Genomic DNA, 18,121 nt, shown 5'->3' on the forward strand with positions numbered 1-18,121 from the left:
AGAGAGAAAGATGAATCAGAAAAAAATTTATGTAACAGGTCTCGGTCCGGGCAACGCGGATCACATGACCGGTGCGGCGCTGGCCTCGATGGCCGACGCCGATATTGTTGTCGGATACAAAACCTATATCGATTTGATCAAGGATTTGGACTGCGTGCAGGGCAAGGCCCTCAAGGCCTCGGGCATGCGCAAGGAAGTCGACCGCTGCCAGGAATGCCTGGATTTGGCGATGGAAGGCAAGACGGTGACGCTGGTCAGCTCCGGCGACGCCGGGGTCTACGGCATGGCCGGCATCATGCTGGAGCTCGTCGAAAAGCAGAAGGCCGACGTCGAGGTGGAAATCGTGCCGGGCATTTCGGCGGTCAACGCAGCGGCGTCGATTCTCGGCGCGCCGCTGATGCACGACTACGCGGTGATTTCCCTGTCCAATCTTCTGACCGACTGGGAATTGATCAAGAAGCGCATCCGCCTGGCCGGCGAAGGGGATTTCGTCATCGCCCTGTACAATCCAAAGAGCAAGGGCCGCCCGACCAATATCAACACCTGTCAGGAAATCCTGCTCGAGGTCAAGGACCCGAAGACCCCGGTGGGCATCGTGCAGAACGCGATGCGCGATGGCCAGAAAAAATGCATCACGACGCTGGATCAGATGTGCGATCAGGAAATCAACATGTTTTCCCTCGTGATCATCGGCAATTCCAAGACCTACGTCACCGACGACGGCCAGAAGATGATCACGCCCAGAGGGTACACCCTTTGATTTTTGTCGAAGGGGGCACTGCCGACGGCCGGGAGGCTGCGGAACAGCTGTCGGCCCGCGGCTTTGACGTGATCTACTCGTCTGTATCCGATTACAACGCGCCGAAGCCCAACGCCCATTTGAAGTGGCACATCGGCGCGATGGACGCGGGCGAGCTCGAAGCCTTTCTCGCTGAAAGCGGGGTGACGGCGGTCGTCGACGGCACCCACCCCTACGCGAAGGCGGCCTCGGCGAACGCGATGGCGGCCTGTGCCGCGGCGAAGCTGCGCTACATCCGCTTTGAGCGGCCGGGCATCGGCGCGATGGCGCCGGCACTTCAGGAAGCCGTCCGCCATTTTCCGGATTACGACGCGATGGTCGCTTATTTAAAGAAAGCGCCGGGCAACGTGCTGACGACGACGGGCAGCCGGGAGCTGGCCCATTACCAGCCGCTGGACAAAAAGCGGCTCTACATCCGGGTGCTGCCGACCTCCGGCGTGCTCGCCAAATGCGAGGCTCTCGGCTACAAGCCGAGCCATATCGTCGCGATGCAGGGGCCTTTTACGAAGGCGATGAACGCGATGATGATCGACCAATTCGGCATCCGCTTCGTGACGACGAAGGACTCCGGCGACGTCGGCGGCGTGGCGGACAAGATCGCGGCGGCGAAGGACAGCGGCGCGCAGGTGCTCTGCGTCGACCGGCCCGCGCTGGATTATCCGGAGATCGTCACCAATGTGGACGAGCTGCTGAGCCGGCTTTAGAGAAAACAGATAAATAGGATCGAGGAGATAGAATGGGAAAGCAAGCTAAAAAAATTATGTTTCAGGGCACCGGCTCGTCGGTGGGGAAAAGCCTGATCTGCGCGGCGATGTGCCGGATTTTAAGTGACATGGGCATGACCGTCAGACCCTTCAAGGCGCAGAACATGGCGCTCAATTCTTTCATAACCAAGGACGGAAAGGAAATGGGCCGCGCGCAGGTCACCCAGGCGGAATGCGCCCGGGTCGAACCGGACGTCCGCATGAATCCCGTTCTGCTCAAGCCCAATTCGGATGTGGGCTCTCAGGTGATTTTGAACGGCGTCGCCGAATTCAACATGGACGCGGCGGAATACCACCGCTACAAGAGCCAGCTGACCGACGTCGTCATGGACGCCTACAACACGCTGGCGGCTGAGGCAGACGTCGTCGTGATCGAAGGCGCCGGCAGCCCGGCGGAAATTAACCTCCGGGACAACGACATCGTCAATATGGGGCTGGCGGAAATGATCGACGCGCCGGTGGTTCTCATCGGAGACATCGACCGCGGTGGGGTCTTCGCGTCCATTTACGGCACGATCAAATTATTGCCGCCCGACGAACAGGCGCGCTTTGCCGGGTATTTAATCAACAAATTCCGAGGCGACGTCGAACTGCTGAAGCCGGGCATCGATATGATGGACCCGATGCTTCACGTGCCCTGCCTCGGTGTTGTGCCGTACACGCGCGTGGTGATCGACGACGAGGACTCGGTGACCGAACGCTGGTACGGCAAACACGAAGGCCAGATCAAAATAGGGGTGGTCAGACTGCGCCACGTCTCGAATTTTACTGATGTGACCGTGTTTGATATGTACCCCGAAGTGTCCGTCGAGTATTACAAAAATGAACGCGAAATCGAGCGGGCTGAGCCGGATCTGTTGGTCATTCCGGGATCCAAAAATACCATTGACGACGTCAAGCACCTGAAAATGTCAAAAATGGCCGACGCGATCATTCAGAAGCATGCGGAAGGCGTACCGGTGGTGGGAATTTGCGGCGGCTACCAGATCATCGGCAAGACCATTTCCGATCCGCATCACGTCGAATCTCAAGCGGACATCATCGAAGGCCTCGGCCTGCTCGACATCGACACCGAGCTCGAGGAAACGAAGACGACGACCCAGGAAACGGGCACGATGCTTAACGGCTTTCTCGACATCGACCCGGACGACAAAAAGGTGCGCGGCTACGAAATCCACATGGGGCAGTCCCGCCCGAGAACCGCGGAGACGAAGCCCTTCGCGAAGCTCGCCGACGGGCGCTACGACGGTGCGGTTTCGCCGGACAAGACCGTCGTCGGAACCTACCTCCACGGCATTTTCGACAACGACGAGCTGCGGGAAAGCCTGCTGAATCAGATCAAGGCGAAGAAGCACATCGCGGCCGGCACCGTCCACGATTACCAGGCCTTTAAGGAAAGTCAGTACGATTTATTGGCCAAGACGGTGAGGGAAGCGGTCGACATGGATCAGATCATGGCCATTCTCGACGGGAGCCAGCAGCACTGATGGCCGGTTCTGTACCCTATTTGTGGTGGATGCTGCTGATCCTCGGGGCGGTGGCGCTGGACTGGCTCGTCGGCGATCCGATAAAGATTCCCCACCCGATCGTCTGGATCGGCAAACTGATCGGCGCCCTGACTAAAAAACTGAACACCACGCCAGAAATCAAAGACGCCTCCCGAGCCAAGGGCCTTCTGATGTGGGTCGTCGTTATCGCGGTGACCGGCGCGGTGACTGCCGGCGTGCAGTGGCTGTGTCTGAAAATCCACCCGGCGGTGTTCGTCGTCGTGACCCTGTGGTTCCTCGGGACGACCCTCGCGGAAAAGAGCCTGCGCCAGGCGGTTGAGGGCGTGGTGAAGGCGCTGAGGGCCGGCGATCTCGAGGAGGCGCGGGTGCAGGTGGGCTACCTCTGCGGCCGGGACACGAGCGCCCTTTCGGAACACGACGTGATTCGCGCGACGGTGGAAACGACGGCGGAAAACACCATCGACGGGATTCTCGCGCCGCTGTTTTACATGTTCGTCGGCCTGATCCTGCAGCACTTCGTCTGGTTCCTTTCGCCGCTGACCCTGGCGATGGTTTACAAGGCGGTGAACACGATGGACTCGATGACGGGCTACATCCAGAAGCCCTACACCCATTACGGCTTTTTCCCGGCGAAGTTCGACGACGCCCTTAATTTCCCGATCGCGCGCCTCGGCTCGTGGATGATGCTCATCGCCGGCGCGGCCCTCGGGTTCGATTTTAAAAACGGCGTGCGCGTTTACAAGCGGGACCACAATATGCACAAGAGCCCCAACGCCGGGCATCCCGAATCGGCGGCCGCCGGGCTGCTGCGGGTTCAGATCGGCGGCACCAATGTGTATTTCGGCGAGGTGGTGGAAAAGCCGACCATTGGCGACGCGGACGCGCCGCTGACGGCGGACACCGTCCATCAGTGCTTGAAGATCATGACCGGCTCGGAAATGGTGTTCGCGGCGCTGGGCGCGGTGGTGTACATCGCCGCCGTATTTCTTCAGCTGAGATAGAATAGCGATACGAGAGAGATGAGGAGGACAATATGAATCGTCACGGAGGATATCAGGGCGACCGTTCGGGGATGCTTGACTTTTCGGTCAACATCAACCCGCTGGGCATGCCGCCCCATTTGAAGTACGCACTGGAGGACGCCCTCGGCGACCTCGGGCGCTACCCGGAGCCTGACGGCAGACGGCACAAGAAGAGACTGGCCAGACGGCTGGGCGTCGCGGATGACTGGGTGATTCTCGGCAACGGCGGCATCGAGCTGATCTATTTGTACGCGATGGCCTTTTCCGGCGGAAGCGCTGTCATCGTCGTGCCGACTTTCAACGAGTACGCCGAAGCCCTGACGGCGGCCGGCTGGGAGATAAGCCTGTGGCAGACGGACTGGGCGTCTAAATTCCGTCTGGACACCGACGCCTTCGCCGCCTACATCTGCCAGGCGAAGCCCGACGCGGTCTTCCTCTGCAATCCGAACAACCCCACCGGCGTCGCCTATTCGCCGATGTACATCCGCTCGCTGATCGACCGCTGCCCCGGCACCGTGCAGTGGTTTGTCGACGAATCCTTCGTGGGCTTTTCGTCGAAGGAATCCTGCTTTTCGCTGGTGGACGGCAATCGGAAAATCGTGCTGCTGCGCTCGATGACGAAATTCTTCGGCATTCCGGGGCTGCGCCTCGGCTACGCGGTCGGACATCCGCAGATCATCTCGGAAATGGCGGCGATCCAGATGCCGTGGAGCGTCAACACCCTGGCACTGACCGCGCTGGACACGGTGTTCGAGGATCAGAAATACATCGAGGACACGAAATCCTACACCAGCCGGGAACGTCACCGGGTGCGCACCGCGCTGTCAGATCTTCCCGGGCTCGAAGTCCTGCCGTCCGGAGCGGACTTCCATTTGTTTAAGCTGGCCCACGGCACAGCGGCGGATCTCAACGCGCTGCTGGAAACGCAGAAAATCTACATCCGGACCTGCGAGGATTTTGTCGGTCTCGGCGACGCTTATTTTCGGGCGGCCGTCAAGAAAAAGGACGAAAACGACCGGCTGATCGCGGCGCTGACCGCCATCATGACCAGCCAGGCGTACAAGGACGAGTAAAGGGGGAGTCATGGCCATTACACTGGTAACAGGAGGTGCGCGGAGCGGCAAGAGCCGTTACGCTGAAAAACAGGTATTCATTTCGGAGGCGGCCGGCCGGGCACCGGTGGCCTACATCGCGACGGCGATTCCCTTTGACGACGGGATGAAGGACCGGATCGCCCACCATCAGGCGAGACGGCCGGCGCGCTGGGCCACCATCGAGCAGTACAAGGACTACCGTACGCTGATGCAGGATCCGGCCTTTGCCGAGGCCGAGACGGTGCTGTACGACTGTCTGACGGTGATGATCACCAATCAAATGATGGAACTGGAAAAGGACTGGGACCACATCTCGATGGCCCGGGCCGGCGAGGTGGAGGACCGCATTCTGGCCGACGTGCAGGATCTGCTCCACGCCCTTCGGACGAAGAAGGAAAGCTACATCGTGACCAACGAGGTGGGGATGGGCCTCGTCCCGGCGTACCGCATGGGCAATCTGTTCCGGGATATCGCCGGGCGGGTGAACCAAATGGTGGCTGCAGAGGCGGACCGCGTCGTGTTCTGCGTCTCGGGGATTCCGATGGTCATCAAGGAAACGGGCGCCGAACCCTTTGAGAAAATATGAGTGTTTTTAAGGCAGGCTGAGCGCCTGCTTTTTTAATATAAATATGTAATTGATTTTTCTTAAAAAAACAAATAATGTAAATTGTAATCAGGTGTTATGATAGAGGTCGTAACATTGTATACAATATAAGTTCTAGACAAATTTAACATCATGAAACGAAAGAAGGCTGATGGTATGAGTTTTAATCCAGTCACAAAAGAATTGGTCGACGCCCTCATCGACGCGTTGGGCGAACACAAGGTCAAACAGGACCCGGATATCCTCCAGTCCTACCAGACCGATCAGGAAGGGGATCCCCGTTTTCATCACATGCCGGAGCTGGTCGTCTTCCCGGAATCGACGGAAGAAGTCGCGAAGGTGGTCCGTCTGGCCAACCAGTACAAGGTGCCGATTACACCGAGAAGCGGCGGCACCTCGGTTTCCCGCGGGGCCATTCCGGTGTACCACGGCATCGTCCTCGTGCTGACGAAAATGAATCATATTTTAAAATTGGACGCGGACAATTTGTACGCCGTCGTGGAAACCGGTGTCTACACCTCGGATCTTCAGGACGCGGCGAAGGCCAAGGGCTTGATTTACGCGGGCGACCCGTGCTCGGCGACCAGCTGTATGATCGGCGGCAACGTCGCGACCAATGCCGGCGGGGACCGCGCCGTCAAATACGGCGTCACCCGGGATCAGATTTACGCGATGAAGGTCGTCACCCCGACCGGCGACATCGTCACCGTCGGCAAGCGGACGAAGAAAAACGCCTGCGGCTACGCGCTGGAACAGCTGATGATCGGCTCGGAAGGGACGCTGGGCATCATCACGGAAATCACCGTCAAGCTTCTGCCCCTGCCAAAATACCGTCAGGATGTGGTGGCGGTGTTCCGCGACAACGCCAAGGCGCTGCGCCTGCCCAACCGCCTGACTAAGGAAGGCATTGTGGCGACCAGTATGGAATATCTGGACTACAAGGCGATTGGCGCCGTGGCCGAATACCTGGACGTGACGGCGCCCTTCGCTGAAGAATTCTGCGTCTACGTGATCATGACCATCGAAACCTTCAACGAAGCTTACATGGACGAACAGCTGGTGACCATCGACGAAGTGGCCCGGGAAATGGGCGCGGAAGACGTGCGCATCATCGAACCGAAATCGACGATTTGGAACCTGCGCCGGAACTTCGGCGAAGCGGCGAGAGAAGCGAGCCCGAAATACTATCAGGAAGACTTCGTCGTGCCGCTGGATAAAATCATCGACGTGATGGAAGCCATCCCGACCTTTGAAAAGAAGCACGATATCCCGACGATTACCTGCGCCCACATCGGCGACGGCAACATCCACACAGCGCTGATGAATTACGGCTTTGACGACGACGAATGGAAGGAAAAGGTCGACGCCTTCCACGCCGACGTCTACCCGCTGGTCTACAGTGTGGGCGGCTCGATGTCCGGCGAACACGGCATCGGCTACAAGCGGGTCGCGGATTTCAAAAAATACACCGACCCGGCCGAATTCAAAATGATGCAGGCCATCAAAAAGGCCCTCGACCCCAACGACATTCTCAATCCTGGGAAAATCTTCGATTTGGAACAGGAATAAAATAGAGATCGTCATCACAACGCTTCGGATTATTCCGAGGCGTTTTTTCATGCGCACTGCGGGTTTAAGACTCCGGGGCGACCTTTGGCAGATGGCGCGTCTCGTGGTATAATAGAGCAGTATGAAGAAAAACAATTAGGAGCATTATGGAACCAACAACCCTTTATCTCGTGCGTCACGGCACGACAAAATACAACGAAGAAATGCGCCTTCAGGGACGAAGCGACATCCCGCTCAACGATTTGGGCCAGGCGCAGGGTAAATTACTCACAGCGTACTTTAAAGACATTCCGATCGATCTTGGCGTCACTGGGCCACTGTCTCGGGCGCGCCAGACCCTGGATTACATTCTGGGGGACCGGAAGGATACGGTACCGATTCTGATCGAACCGGACATCACCGAAATTTACGGCGGAGTCGCCGAGGGCCGGCGCTTTTCGGAAATCAACGTGTTTTTCCCGAACCTGCTCGACGCGATGCGCGAGGCCCCGAGCCAGTTTGCGCCGCCGGAGGGCGAATCCGGGCCGGAGGTGTACCGCCGGGTGACGGCTGCGGTCATGAAGATTCTGCGGGCCCATCCGGGGAAGACGATCGCGATGGCGTCCCACGGGTTCGCCATTGACACGTTCTTGAACTACGCCGAGGGTCATCCTGAGGATCAGATGATTTCCCGAATCCTCGACAACGTGGCGGTCAGCAAATTCACCTACGATCCAGACACCGACAAATTGACAACGGATTACATCGGCGACAGCCACCACCTGACCGACGAATACCGCCAGAATTACGACTGGGACGAGCTTTCGAAGCCGCTGCCGCTGTTCGTTTACTACCCGAAATGCTCGACCTGCCGGAAAGCTAAAAAATTTCTCGACGACAACGGCGTCGCCTACCAGAGCCGGGACATCGTAGCCGATCGGCTGAAGGCGCCGGAGCTGCTGGCGCTGATGGGCCGCTCGGAGCTGCCGGTACGCCGATTTTTCAACACCAGCGGCAAATTGTACCGGGAACGGGGCCTGAAGGATCAGGTCGGTCAAATGAGCCCGGAAGCAGCGGCGGCCTGTCTCGCGGAAGACGGCATGCTCGTCAAGCGGCCGATTCTGGCTCTGCCCGACCGCGTGATCCTCGGATTTAACGAAGACAAATGGCGGGCCTTTTTAAACCTGTAATTTTAGAATAAACCCATACCACGAAGCGGAGGAATGACGATGAAAATCAGAAAATACGCGGAGCGGATACCTCAATACACAGCGCGGGCGGTGCTGCCCCTGGTTAAGCTGCCCAAACCGCCGGTACTGTCCGGCGTCGGCATGGTTCGGCGCTTTCCGGAGGTCATTGCGATGACGGACGCGCGGCGCCTGCTGATCGTCTGTGACGAGGCGGCCGCGGCGCAGCCCTTGATGGCGGATCTTCAAAGTGATCTGGCCGACCAGAACATCGAATCGGTACGCTACGTGCAGGAAGCGGAGGCACCGGAGCTTCACGACGTGTACAGCGCGGTGGACCGCTACCTGTCTGAGCTCTGTGACGGCGTTCTCGGGGTCGGCGGCGAGTCGGCTTTAAACTGCGCGAAGCTGATTGCGGCGCGGGTGACCAACGTCAAGCCTGTGCCGAAAATGGCCGGCATCGGGCGCGTGTTTCACCGTCTGCCGCCGCTGTTCGCCGTACCGACTACCTTTGGCTCCGGCTGCGAATCGTCGATCGCCGCTGAGGTTTTCGACGAAGAAACGGGCCGCCGCCTCGCGGTGGTCGACCCGAAGCTCTGCCCGCTGGCCGTCTGTCTCGATCCGGATCTGTTGTCGGCGCTGGACGCCGAACAGACCGCGGCGATGGGCATGGAAGTGCTGTCGGTGGCGGTCGAGGCCTACATCGGCTTGTTTGACGCTGACGACGTCCGGAGTGAGGCCCTCGACGCGAGCCGTCTCGTCTTCGACAATCTCGAAAAGCGCGCGGCGGATTTGAGCGATTGGCGCGCCCTCCAAAATCTCCAGAGGGCGTCGGTACTGGCCGGCGAGGCTTTCAGCCGCGGGATGGCGGGCTACACCTACGCGATCGCCAATGTGCTGAGCGAAGCCTACAATCTGCCAAAAGCGTCTTTAAAGGCCGCGGTTCTGCCGGCTGTGCTGGCCTTTTCGGCGGACGCCTGCGCCGGGAAGCTGGCGGAGCTGGCCTACAACGCGGGCCTCGGAACGGAATGGGACGAAGACGAAGAACTGGCCGAAGTGCTGATCGAACGCATCCGCCGGATGAACGCTGCTCTCGGCCTGTCGACGGCCTTTGCAGCAATCCGCCCCGGCGACGTGCGGGATCTCGCCGCGCAGGTCGTCGGCGAAATGGGTCCGGCCTATCCGGTGCCGAAGCTGATGGAAAAAGCAGACGTAGAGGATGTGATCAGCGGGCTGATCGATCTGGACGTTTAAAAAGCGTACAATTTTACCGAAGGTTAAGTGACCTTCGGTATTTTTTATGTAAAGTCAAAGGTTCTATGTTATAATTTTTAAAATCTGTATTTTAGGATCAACAAGACAAATGGAAAGAAAAAAATTACTCATTTTGATGAACGGTGTCGCGGGAACCGGCCTGGCGAACACCCACGCTTTAGATATCATCGCGGAATTTGCCAAGGACGGCTGCGAATCGACGGTGTACCCGATTCTGCCGTCGGAAGGGCTGACGGCGGAGTCCATTTTGGCTGAAACCGACGGCCGCTTCGACGTCGTGGTCTGCTGCGGCGGCGACGGCACGCTGAATCACGCGATCAACGGCATGATGCACATGACCCACCGCCCGATTCTCGGCTACATTCCCAGCGGCTCGACCAACGATTTCGCCAAGGGCATCGGCATTCCCGAGGGCCTGATCGACCAATGCCACACGATCGCGGGCGAACACACCGAACGCTACGACATTGGCCGGCTCAACGACAGATACTTCAACTACATCGCGGCCTTTGGCGCCTTCACCTCGGTGTCCTACGACACGAGCCAGACCTTTAAGAACGCCCTGGGGCACGCGGCTTATATGATGAAGGCGATTTTGACGATTCCCCAGAATTTCAAATACCGCAGCCGGTTCAAAATGATCCACGACGGGGTGACCGAGGAACGGGAAGTGCTTTTCGGCTGTATCTCCAACACGACGAGCATGGGCGGCTTCGAGATGCCCTTCTCCGACCGCGTCGAATTATCGGACGGGATTTTTGAAGTGATGCTGATCAAGGCGCCGCCAATGTGGATTGAAATCAACCAGATCCTGACGACGCTGCTGTCGGGCAGCACGGACAGCCCCTACATCGAGGTGTTCCAGACCCGGGGCATCACCTTCGAGATGGAAGAAGAGACGGCGTGGACGGTCGATGGCGAATTCGGCGGCAGCTACAAGCGCGCCGACATCGGCGTGGCTCATCAGGCGATCGAAATCATGCTTCCGACGCCGCGGCAGAAAGAAAAGATGGACGCGGCCAACCAGCCGATCTTCCCGGAATAAGCCGCGATAAAAAAGCAGGAGACTTAAATGGACGATAACGAAATCAAAGCGATTATGGACAAATCCCGGCAGGACCGCGCGCGGTTCGAGGCGAACCGGGACAAAATGATGCGCGCTCAGGCGTCTCGGGAGACGGCGCCCTCTGAAGGCGGCGCCGTGACTCTCGACATGACGGTGGCGGAGATCATTGAGGTGCACCCGTCGGCGGCGGACTACCTTGTCGCGGACTGGAACATGGCCTGCATCTCTTGCCCGGCCTCTCAAAGCGAGACTTTGCGGGAGGCAGCTCAGGTCCACGAGCTCGATCCCGAGGACGTCTGTGAGGCTCTCAACGATTTTCTCGAGGACACGGCGATGATCCAGGCCGAGGAGCTCGAATAATACGGTTTTTTGCCAACAAAAAAAAGAAGGCGTCAGGCCTTCTTTTTTTGATGCAATTTTGACAGCATAGGCTTATTTTTGGAAGCGGTCCTTCACGCGCAGGAGCAGCGCCGCGTTGATGACGACGAAGACGGAGCCGCAGTTGTGCCACAGGGCGCCGGTGATCGGGACGAGCAGCCCCAAACCCGAAAGGACGATGGCCGTAAAGTTCAGGATCATCGCGACAATGATGTTGACCTTGATTTTTTTCATGGCCCGGTGGCTCATGTCGATCAGGTGGGGCAGGCGCTTCAGGTCGTCGCTCACTAGGACAGCGTCCGCCGATTCGACGGCGATGTCGGAGCCGATGCCGCCCATCGCGATGCCGGCGTGGGCCGAGGACAGGGCCAGGGCGTCGTTGATGCCGTCACCGGTCATAGCCACGCGGTGACCGGCCTTTTCCAGCGCCTTCAGATGGGTTAACTTGTCCTCGGGCAGGAGGTCGCTTTTGACGTCGTCGATGCCGACTTCAGCCGCGATGCCCTTGGCGATGGCGCCGCGGTCCCCGGTGAGCATAACCGGGTGAAGCCCTAAGGATTTGAGGGCGGTGACGGCGTCCTTCGCGTCCGTCCGGACCGGGTCCGCCAGGGCGATCAGCCCGACGACTTCGCCATCCGCGCTGACGGCGATGGGCGTGGCCTCGGACGCGGCGATGCGGTCGGCCGCGGCAGAGACTGTCTCGTCGTCGAACAGGGCGGCCTTACCGACAAAGAGGGTTTTCCCGTCGACCTTTCCCTGGATGCCTTTGCCCTGGAGCACTTCGACGTCTTCGCAGTCGGGCAGAGCGCCGCCTTCCGTTTCTTTGAAGTGGGCGGTAATGGCCTTCCCGAGGGGGTGTTCGGAGTAGCGTTCAAGGGCGGCGGCTCCGGCGAGCACAGCCTTTTCGCTGACCCCGTCCTTTAAGGAGATGACTGCTGTGACGGCCGGCGTGCCTTCGGTCAGGGTGCCGGTTTTGTCAAAGGTGATGGTGTCGACGCCGGCAATGCGTTCGAGGGCGTCGCCGCTTTTGACGAGGACGCCGTAGCGGGTCAGGTTGCCGATGGCGGCGGCCACCGCGGTCGGCGTCGCGAGGACGAAGGCGCAGGGGCAGAACACGACGAGGACGGTGACGGCGCGGCTGAACTGGTGGGTCAGCAGTCCGACGACCACGGCGCAGCTCAGCGCCACGAGGACCATCCACGCCGCCCATTTGTCGGCCAGGCCGACGATCGGCGCTTTGTTCGCGTCGGCCTCCCGGGCCAGGTCGATCATGCGCTGGAGCGTCGAGTCGGCGCTTTCCCGTTCGGCGCGGATGTCGATGGGGCTCTGCTGGTTGACGGTGCCGCTGAGCACCGCGTCGCCGGCAGCTTTTTCCACCGGGATGGATTCGCCGGTCATCGCCGCCTGATTGACGGCGGAGCTGCCGGCCACGATCGTGCCGTCGACGGGAATCGTTTCGCCGGCGAGGACGCGCAGGGTGTCGCCGATTTGAATCTGTTCGACGGGGATGACCGTTTCCGCGCCGTCCGTCACGCGTCTGGCGGTTTTCGGCGTCAGGTTGATCAGCGCTTCGATGCCTCGGCGCGCCCGTTCGGAGGTGTAGTCTTCGAGGAGCGAGCCAATCTGCATGATGAACGCCACTTCCCCGGCGGCGAACCATTCCCGGGTGATCAGCGAGGCGATCAGCGCCAGGGAGACGAGCAGGTCCGCCGTGATGTCTTGCTCGGTGACGATCGCCTGAGCGGCGCCGAAGACGATGGGCACGCCGCAGAGGACGGCGGCCGCCCAGGCCGGGTCAAATACGGAAAAAGCCGGAATCGGATGAAAATGAGCGGCGAGACTCAAGACCAGCGCGATCCCTGAGAGGATCACGCAGACGAGGGTCGGCCGTGTGTCGTTGTTGAGCCATTTTTGAATCATGAAGGGGCCTCCAATCTTTTATTTCGTTTAAATTTATTGTAAAATAAAAGATATTCCGATAGAATAATCAAAAATGCGCAACTATTCGTTACCGAACAAAATGGTGAATTTGTACCATTAACGATTTAACCGATGCAGCAGAGAGGAGGATGACGATGGCAAACCGGCCCGACCGCAGGAAACAGAAAAGCCGTCAGGCGATTCTCTCCGCTTTCCGGACGCTTTTGACGCAGAAGCGCTACTCGGACATCACGGTTCAAGAGATTATCGATTTGGCTGACGTCGGCCGCAGCACCTTTTACGCTCATTTCGAGACGAAGGACACCTTGCTCGCCGAGCTGTGCGCGGACATCTCCGCCCACGTGGTCGCGCCCCATCAGCACGCCGAATCCTCCCACGATTTTTCCGGCGTCAAGCCCGACGCGGCGACGGTGGTGACCCACATTTTTTACCATTTGCGGGACGATCACCGCAACCTGGTCATGATGCTCAAAGGCAGCTCCCGGGCGCTGTTTCTGCACTACTTTAAGCACAGCCTGACCGAGACATTCCAGGCGATTTGGGGCGGAGCCATCGCGGAGGTGGACCTGCCAGAAGATTTCCTTTTGAGTCACATTACCGGCGCCTTTGTGGATGCCCTGGACTGGTGGATCTCCAGAGACATGGCTGACGCGCCGGAGATCATCGCCGAGTATTATCTTAAAACCATCGAGCCGATTCTCGGAGACGGCTGACGGATATAAACGTGTTTGGCGCGGCGTTTCAGCCGAATCGCCTAAAGATTTTCAGCATGAAGGAGGCTGACATGATTTACAAAACCAAAGGAACCTGTTCCCGCGCGATCGAATTTGACATTGACAACAACGGCGTGATCACCCACGTCGCCTTTGAAGGCGGATGCGACGGCAACACCAAGGGTGTGGCGAAGCTGGTCGAAGGCCTGCCGGTGGACACGGTGATCGACAAACTGCAGGGCATCGACTGCCGCGGCCGCGGCACGTCTTGTCCGGATCAACTGGCCAAGGCCCTTTCAGCATGGAAGGCTGGAGAAGCGGAGTGAGCCATGGACATCTCAAACATCACGATTAACAGCCACTCCAGTGTTAAGCTCGCGGGCAGCGCTGTGGTCTACAGCGATCCCTTCCAGGTGACCGACGCGTCCCACGACGCCGATTTGGTGCTGATCACCCACGATCATTACGACCACTTCGACCCGGAAAGCCTCGACAAGGTCTGCAAGGATGACACGGCCTTCGTCGCGCCGGCGACGTGCATCGACGAGGTTCAGGCCTACGCCGGCGACCGCCAGGCCATCGGCCTCGCACCCGGGCAGCAGGTTTTGATCGACGGCGTCCGCATTCAGGCAGTGCCGGCCTACAACAAAACCAAGGCCTTTCACCCGAAGGCGAACGCTTGGCTCGGCTACGTGCTCGATCTGGACGGCATGACGATTTACATCGCCGGGGACACGGACAATTTGAAGGAAAACACGGCGATCGACGCCGACGTCGCTCTTGTGCCTGTCGGCGGGACGTACACGATGGACGCCAAAGAAGCGGCGGATTTTGTCAATGCGTTAAACCCGAAAGTCGCGATTCCGATGCATTACGGCGCGATCGTCGGCAATCCGACGGACGGCGATTTATTTGAAGATCTCGTCAACAAGCGCATCGCCGTCGTGCGCAAGCTGTTCGTGTAATTCAAATTTATAGGTAATCCAAAGCAGGCGTTTGAATAGATTTTAAATTCTGTTCAGGCGCTTGTTTTTTTGTGCCGTAACTTGCGAAAAATCTATCGCTCTTTGCTAAAACTAAGTTAAAAAGGATTTCATCGTATTGGCATATACTTATAACTGTGATAAGATAAATGGGTATCAAATAATGGACCATTAACGCGAAAAAGGAGGAACCGATGCAGCTCACTGAACGCCAAAAACGTATTGCGGAAATTGTGAAAAAGGAACAGCCGATTACCGGAGAAAAAATTGCCCGCAAGCTGCAGGTGACCCGCAGCGCCCTTCGGGGGGATCTCGCGGTGTTGCTGTCGGGGCAGATCCTTTCAGCGCGGCGCCACCTCGGCTACTATTACGTCGGCGGCGGTGAGGATCCGGTTCAGGAAAAGCTCGCCAGCCTGTGCATTCGGGATTACATGTCCGAGCCTATCGTCGTGCGCGCCGATTCCGATGTGGATTCGGCCATTTACCGCCTGTTCACCGAGGACATCGGCACCCTCTTCGTCGGGACGCCGGAGGACGTCATCGGTGTGGTTTCCCGGAAGGATTTGATCAAGAGCGCGATGGGGCGGGACGACTTGTCGAAAATGCCGATTTCGATGGTGATGACGCCGCGGACGAAAATCGTCTACGCCGGTCCGGAGGACACGGTGCTTTCGGCGGCGGAAAAGCTGCTGCATTACGAGGTCGACTGTCTGCCGATCGGCACGGTCCACACCGACGACGGAGAAGAAAGATTTTCGGTCGTCGGCCGGCTTTCGAAAACCAATATCGTGAAAATTTTCGTCGCCCTGGGCGAAAAGCGGGCGGCGAACAGAAAGAAAACAGAATAATAGAATTGTGATTTGAATAAAGCAAAACGGCGCGTTGTGAGGACGCGCCGTTTTTTTGTGTGCGGTTATACATTGCCGAGCAGGACGTGTGATAAATGCGCTTCAGCGACAGCTTTGAGGGCGTTGAGCGTTGCGATCGGCGTCGGCGGTTTGACCGCGCGGTACATCGGAAAGTAGCGCGTGAGATGCAGGGTCAGGTCCGGGTTGATGTCCGCGAGCCACGCGGCCTCTTTTGCCATGTCGTCGGGATCGTCGTTTAAGCCCGGGACGATCAGCGTCGTTACCTCGACGTGGCAGTGGGCCGCGGTGCGGGCGATGAAGTGCTTCGTCGTCTCCAGGTCTCCGCCGCAGGCGCGGTAGATCTCTGGGCGGAAGCCCTTCAAATCGACGTTGACGGCGTCGAGGTCCGGCAGCAGCTCGGACAGGACCGCATCGGTACACTGGCCGTTGGTGACCAGCACGTTGACCATGCCGGCCTCGTGAATCAAATGCGCCGTATCCCGAACGTATTCGTAATTGGTCAGCGGTTCGTTGTAGGTGTAGGCGACGCCGATATTGCCGTGGGTGCGCTTGAATTCAGCCGCGTCGGCCAGGACCTCCCGAGGCGAGACGCGGCGGGTGTTCTGCTTGGGCGCCCTTTGGGAGATCGTGTAGTTCTGGCAGAAGGGGCAGCGCATGTTGCAGCCGTAAAAGCCGATGGACAGGATGTTGGAACCGGGCATGAAGCGCGCGAGGGGTTTCTTTTCAATCGGGTCCAGGGCCGTCGAGGAAAGCACTCCGTAGCCGGACGGGACAATGTAGCCCTTGCGGTTCGTCCGCGCTTGGCAGATTCCGGTCTCTCCTGGCGCGAGCCGGCAGTGATGGGGACAGACCGGGCAGATTGTCGGCGCGCTCATTTTAAGGCCTCGTGGCGCACCACCTCGAAGCGCATGAGCGAAACCGGTTCGTCCTGGCGGATGCCCGCCTTTTGCTTCGAGATGGCGATTTGTTCGGCCGGGGTGTCGACGCCGTCCAGATCGGGCAGCAGCAGGCCCCGCCGCGCGCCGTTTGTGACGATGACGCCGTAGCGTTTGGCGTCGAGGGCGTCGACGGACTGCACCGGCTCCGGCGTCGTCAGCACGTCGACGGAAATATCGAGGGCTGGCAGTTCAGCGGGCGCGATGGGCCGAAACCGCGGGTCTTCCGTCGCGGCGGCCGCGCCATTGTGGATGATTTCGTCGGCGACATTCTGGTAGACCGGCATGAAGGTGCCGATGCAGCCGCGAAGCTGGCCCTTTTCGTGGATCGAGACGAACACGCCAGCCCGGTTCTGGGTCATCGCGTCGGGCAGCCCGTTGGGCACGGCGATGAGCGTGCCTGTCTTGACGTAGGCTTCGACAGTCTGTCTGGCCAGGGCGACGTAAGGGTCTTCGGCGCGGAAGATCCCGGTGCCGTAGCCGACGCCGAAGGTGTTTTGATGGGAGAGCACCTGGGGCGTGACGGATAGGTCAGACAGGGCGCCGGCCATGATCGTGAAGGAACGGTGGCCGCATTCCTCGGCGGCGTCTAAAAAGGCGGGATCGAAGTGCAGCAGCGCCTCGAAATCGCCCCGGCTCATGACGTCGATCAGCCGTGCATCGTATTCCGGGCCCTGGGGATGGAAGCCGTAAGGGCCGTCAGCCTTTTGGCAGTGGGACAAATCGCCGCTGGCGACGTAGATGCAGCGCCGTCCGGTCTGGCGGACGGCCTTCGCGATGAGCTCGCCGAGGTGCCAGTGATCCTTGAGGGACAGGCCGGAGAGCCCCAGACGCACGAGCTTGAAGTTGGGGTACCGCCGCCGGATGAAATACAAGGGCACGAGGGTGCCGTGGTCCGGGGTCAGCGACGGCGTGCGTTCCCCCATCGTGCCGGCCGGAAAATTTTCACCTTCGGCCAAATCCACGATCGCGTCGCGAAGCGCGGTGTCGTAATGGATGTCAAAGGTGACGTCCGGCGCGCCGAAGGGGCCGAAATCGCCAAAGGCTTCGCTCCCCGGCGCGATGTGGAAATAATCCCGGTACATCGGCGCGTGGGGCGACGACAAAATGATTGTCTCCGGCGCGAGGGCCGCAACGTCTCGGGCGACGGCGTCGTAGCCGTCTAGGGTTTTCTGAATGATTTTTTCTTCGCCCTTGCCGATTTCGGGCACGGCAACAGGCGGATGGGGCAGCATATAGCCCGCCAGGATCGACATGATAAGACCTCCCTTTTTTCAATTTACTTCTGCTATTATTTTGGAGTTCAACTGTATTTTATCGCCGAAACATAAAATTTAATTAAAAGCGGCACGGCTTTTGTGCGGTGTCGCGTGGCTTTTATCGGCGCGCCGTGGTAAAATAAAAGACAGCAAGCGTTCTCATTTGAGCGCACAAT

The 18,121-nt window shown here is 59.0% G+C and carries 18 protein-coding genes; 15 read left to right on the forward strand and 3 right to left on the reverse strand.

Features of this window, described 5'->3' with window-relative positions; genetic code table 11:
* Nucleotides 1-10 precede the first annotated feature (10 nt).
* From cobJ to QZX60_RS00635, 11 genes are all read left to right on the forward strand, one after another.
* Nucleotides 11-760, forward strand: coding sequence for a precorrin-3B C(17)-methyltransferase (cobJ, locus tag QZX60_RS00580; RefSeq protein ID WP_295360200.1), 750 nt, complete (start codon nt 11-13; stop codon nt 758-760).
* Nucleotides 757-1,503: a precorrin-6A reductase gene (gene cobK / locus QZX60_RS00585; protein ID WP_295360202.1), complete on the forward strand. Its 747-nt coding sequence runs from the start codon at nt 757-759 to the stop codon at nt 1,501-1,503. Before cobJ ends, cobK begins: the two co-directional genes overlap by 4 nt.
* A gap of 56 nt (nt 1,504-1,559) precedes the next feature.
* Nucleotides 1,560-3,050 (forward strand): cobyric acid synthase, encoded by a 1,491-nt coding sequence (locus tag QZX60_RS00590; RefSeq protein WP_295360205.1) that lies wholly within the window; start codon nt 1,560-1,562, stop codon nt 3,048-3,050.
* Nucleotides 3,050-4,072, forward strand: coding sequence for an adenosylcobinamide-phosphate synthase CbiB (gene cbiB / locus QZX60_RS00595; RefSeq protein ID WP_295360208.1), 1,023 nt, complete (start codon nt 3,050-3,052; stop codon nt 4,070-4,072). The genes QZX60_RS00590 and cbiB overlap by 1 nt, the downstream gene beginning before the upstream one ends.
* A gap of 32 nt (nt 4,073-4,104) precedes the next feature.
* Entirely contained in the window at nt 4,105-5,166 is a 1,062-nt protein-coding gene (gene cobD / locus QZX60_RS00600) for a threonine-phosphate decarboxylase CobD (RefSeq protein WP_295360211.1), read from the forward strand.
* Nucleotides 5,167-5,176: 10 nt separating this feature from the next.
* Nucleotides 5,177-5,773 carry a bifunctional adenosylcobinamide kinase/adenosylcobinamide-phosphate guanylyltransferase gene (gene cobU / locus QZX60_RS00605; protein WP_295360214.1) on the forward strand — a complete coding sequence of 199 codons (597 nt, stop codon included), beginning with the start codon at nt 5,177-5,179 and terminating at the stop codon, nt 5,771-5,773.
* A gap of 174 nt (nt 5,774-5,947) precedes the next feature.
* On the forward strand, nt 5,948-7,360 hold the full coding sequence (locus tag QZX60_RS00610) for an FAD-binding oxidoreductase (RefSeq protein WP_295360217.1): 1,413 nt from the start codon (nt 5,948-5,950) through the stop codon (nt 7,358-7,360).
* A gap of 146 nt (nt 7,361-7,506) precedes the next feature.
* Nucleotides 7,507-8,529: a Spx/MgsR family RNA polymerase-binding regulatory protein gene (locus QZX60_RS09285; protein ID WP_363174661.1), complete on the forward strand. Its 1,023-nt coding sequence runs from the start codon at nt 7,507-7,509 to the stop codon at nt 8,527-8,529.
* A gap of 39 nt (nt 8,530-8,568) precedes the next feature.
* Nucleotides 8,569-9,780, forward strand: coding sequence for an iron-containing alcohol dehydrogenase (locus tag QZX60_RS00625; RefSeq protein ID WP_295360220.1), 1,212 nt, complete (start codon nt 8,569-8,571; stop codon nt 9,778-9,780).
* 109 nt (nt 9,781-9,889) lie between these two features.
* A complete protein-coding gene (locus QZX60_RS00630) occupies nt 9,890-10,846 on the forward strand; it encodes a diacylglycerol kinase family protein (protein WP_295360222.1) in 957 nt (318 codons plus the stop codon).
* 27 nt (nt 10,847-10,873) lie between these two features.
* Complete coding sequence (locus QZX60_RS00635; protein ID WP_295360224.1) at nt 10,874-11,227, forward strand: DUF1858 domain-containing protein; 354 nt, start codon at nt 10,874-10,876, stop codon at nt 11,225-11,227.
* 72 nt (nt 11,228-11,299) lie between these two features.
* Here QZX60_RS00635 and QZX60_RS00640 read toward each other — a convergent pair whose 3' ends face one another.
* On the reverse strand, nt 11,300-13,165 hold the full coding sequence (locus QZX60_RS00640; RefSeq protein ID WP_295360226.1) for a cation-translocating P-type ATPase: 1,866 nt from the start codon (nt 13,163-13,165) through the stop codon (nt 11,300-11,302).
* Nucleotides 13,166-13,320: 155 nt separating this feature from the next.
* Between QZX60_RS00640 and QZX60_RS00645 the strand changes: the two genes are divergently transcribed.
* The 4 genes from QZX60_RS00645 (at nt 13,321) to QZX60_RS00660 (ending at nt 15,730) form a co-directional block, all read left to right on the forward strand.
* A complete protein-coding gene (locus QZX60_RS00645) occupies nt 13,321-13,899 on the forward strand; it encodes a TetR/AcrR family transcriptional regulator (RefSeq protein WP_295360229.1) in 579 nt (192 codons plus the stop codon).
* A 71-nt stretch (nt 13,900-13,970) separates the two neighbouring features.
* Nucleotides 13,971-14,225, forward strand: a complete 255-nt coding sequence (locus tag QZX60_RS00650) for a TIGR03905 family TSCPD domain-containing protein (RefSeq protein ID WP_295360231.1) — start codon at nt 13,971-13,973, stop codon at nt 14,223-14,225.
* Nucleotides 14,226-14,228: 3 nt separating this feature from the next.
* Nucleotides 14,229-14,864: an MBL fold metallo-hydrolase gene (locus tag QZX60_RS00655; protein ID WP_295360234.1), complete on the forward strand. Its 636-nt coding sequence runs from the start codon at nt 14,229-14,231 to the stop codon at nt 14,862-14,864.
* 212 nt (nt 14,865-15,076) lie between these two features.
* The gene (locus QZX60_RS00660) at nt 15,077-15,730 is read left to right on the forward strand and encodes a CBS domain-containing protein (RefSeq protein WP_295360237.1); all 654 of its coding nucleotides are present in this window, start codon (nt 15,077-15,079) and stop codon (nt 15,728-15,730) included.
* A gap of 65 nt (nt 15,731-15,795) precedes the next feature.
* Here QZX60_RS00660 and amrS read toward each other — a convergent pair whose 3' ends face one another.
* Nucleotides 15,796-16,626: an AmmeMemoRadiSam system radical SAM enzyme gene (gene amrS / locus QZX60_RS00665; protein ID WP_295360240.1), complete on the reverse strand. Its 831-nt coding sequence runs from the start codon at nt 16,624-16,626 to the stop codon at nt 15,796-15,798.
* Entirely contained in the window at nt 16,623-17,942 is a 1,320-nt protein-coding gene (amrA, locus tag QZX60_RS00670; protein WP_295360243.1) for an AmmeMemoRadiSam system protein A, read from the reverse strand. Before amrA ends, amrS begins: the two co-directional genes overlap by 4 nt.
* Nucleotides 17,943-18,121 lie beyond the last annotated feature (179 nt).

Source organism: uncultured Pseudoramibacter sp. (assembly GCF_903789625.1).
Taxonomy (GTDB): Bacteria; Bacillota; Clostridia; order Eubacteriales; family Eubacteriaceae; genus Pseudoramibacter; species Pseudoramibacter fermentans.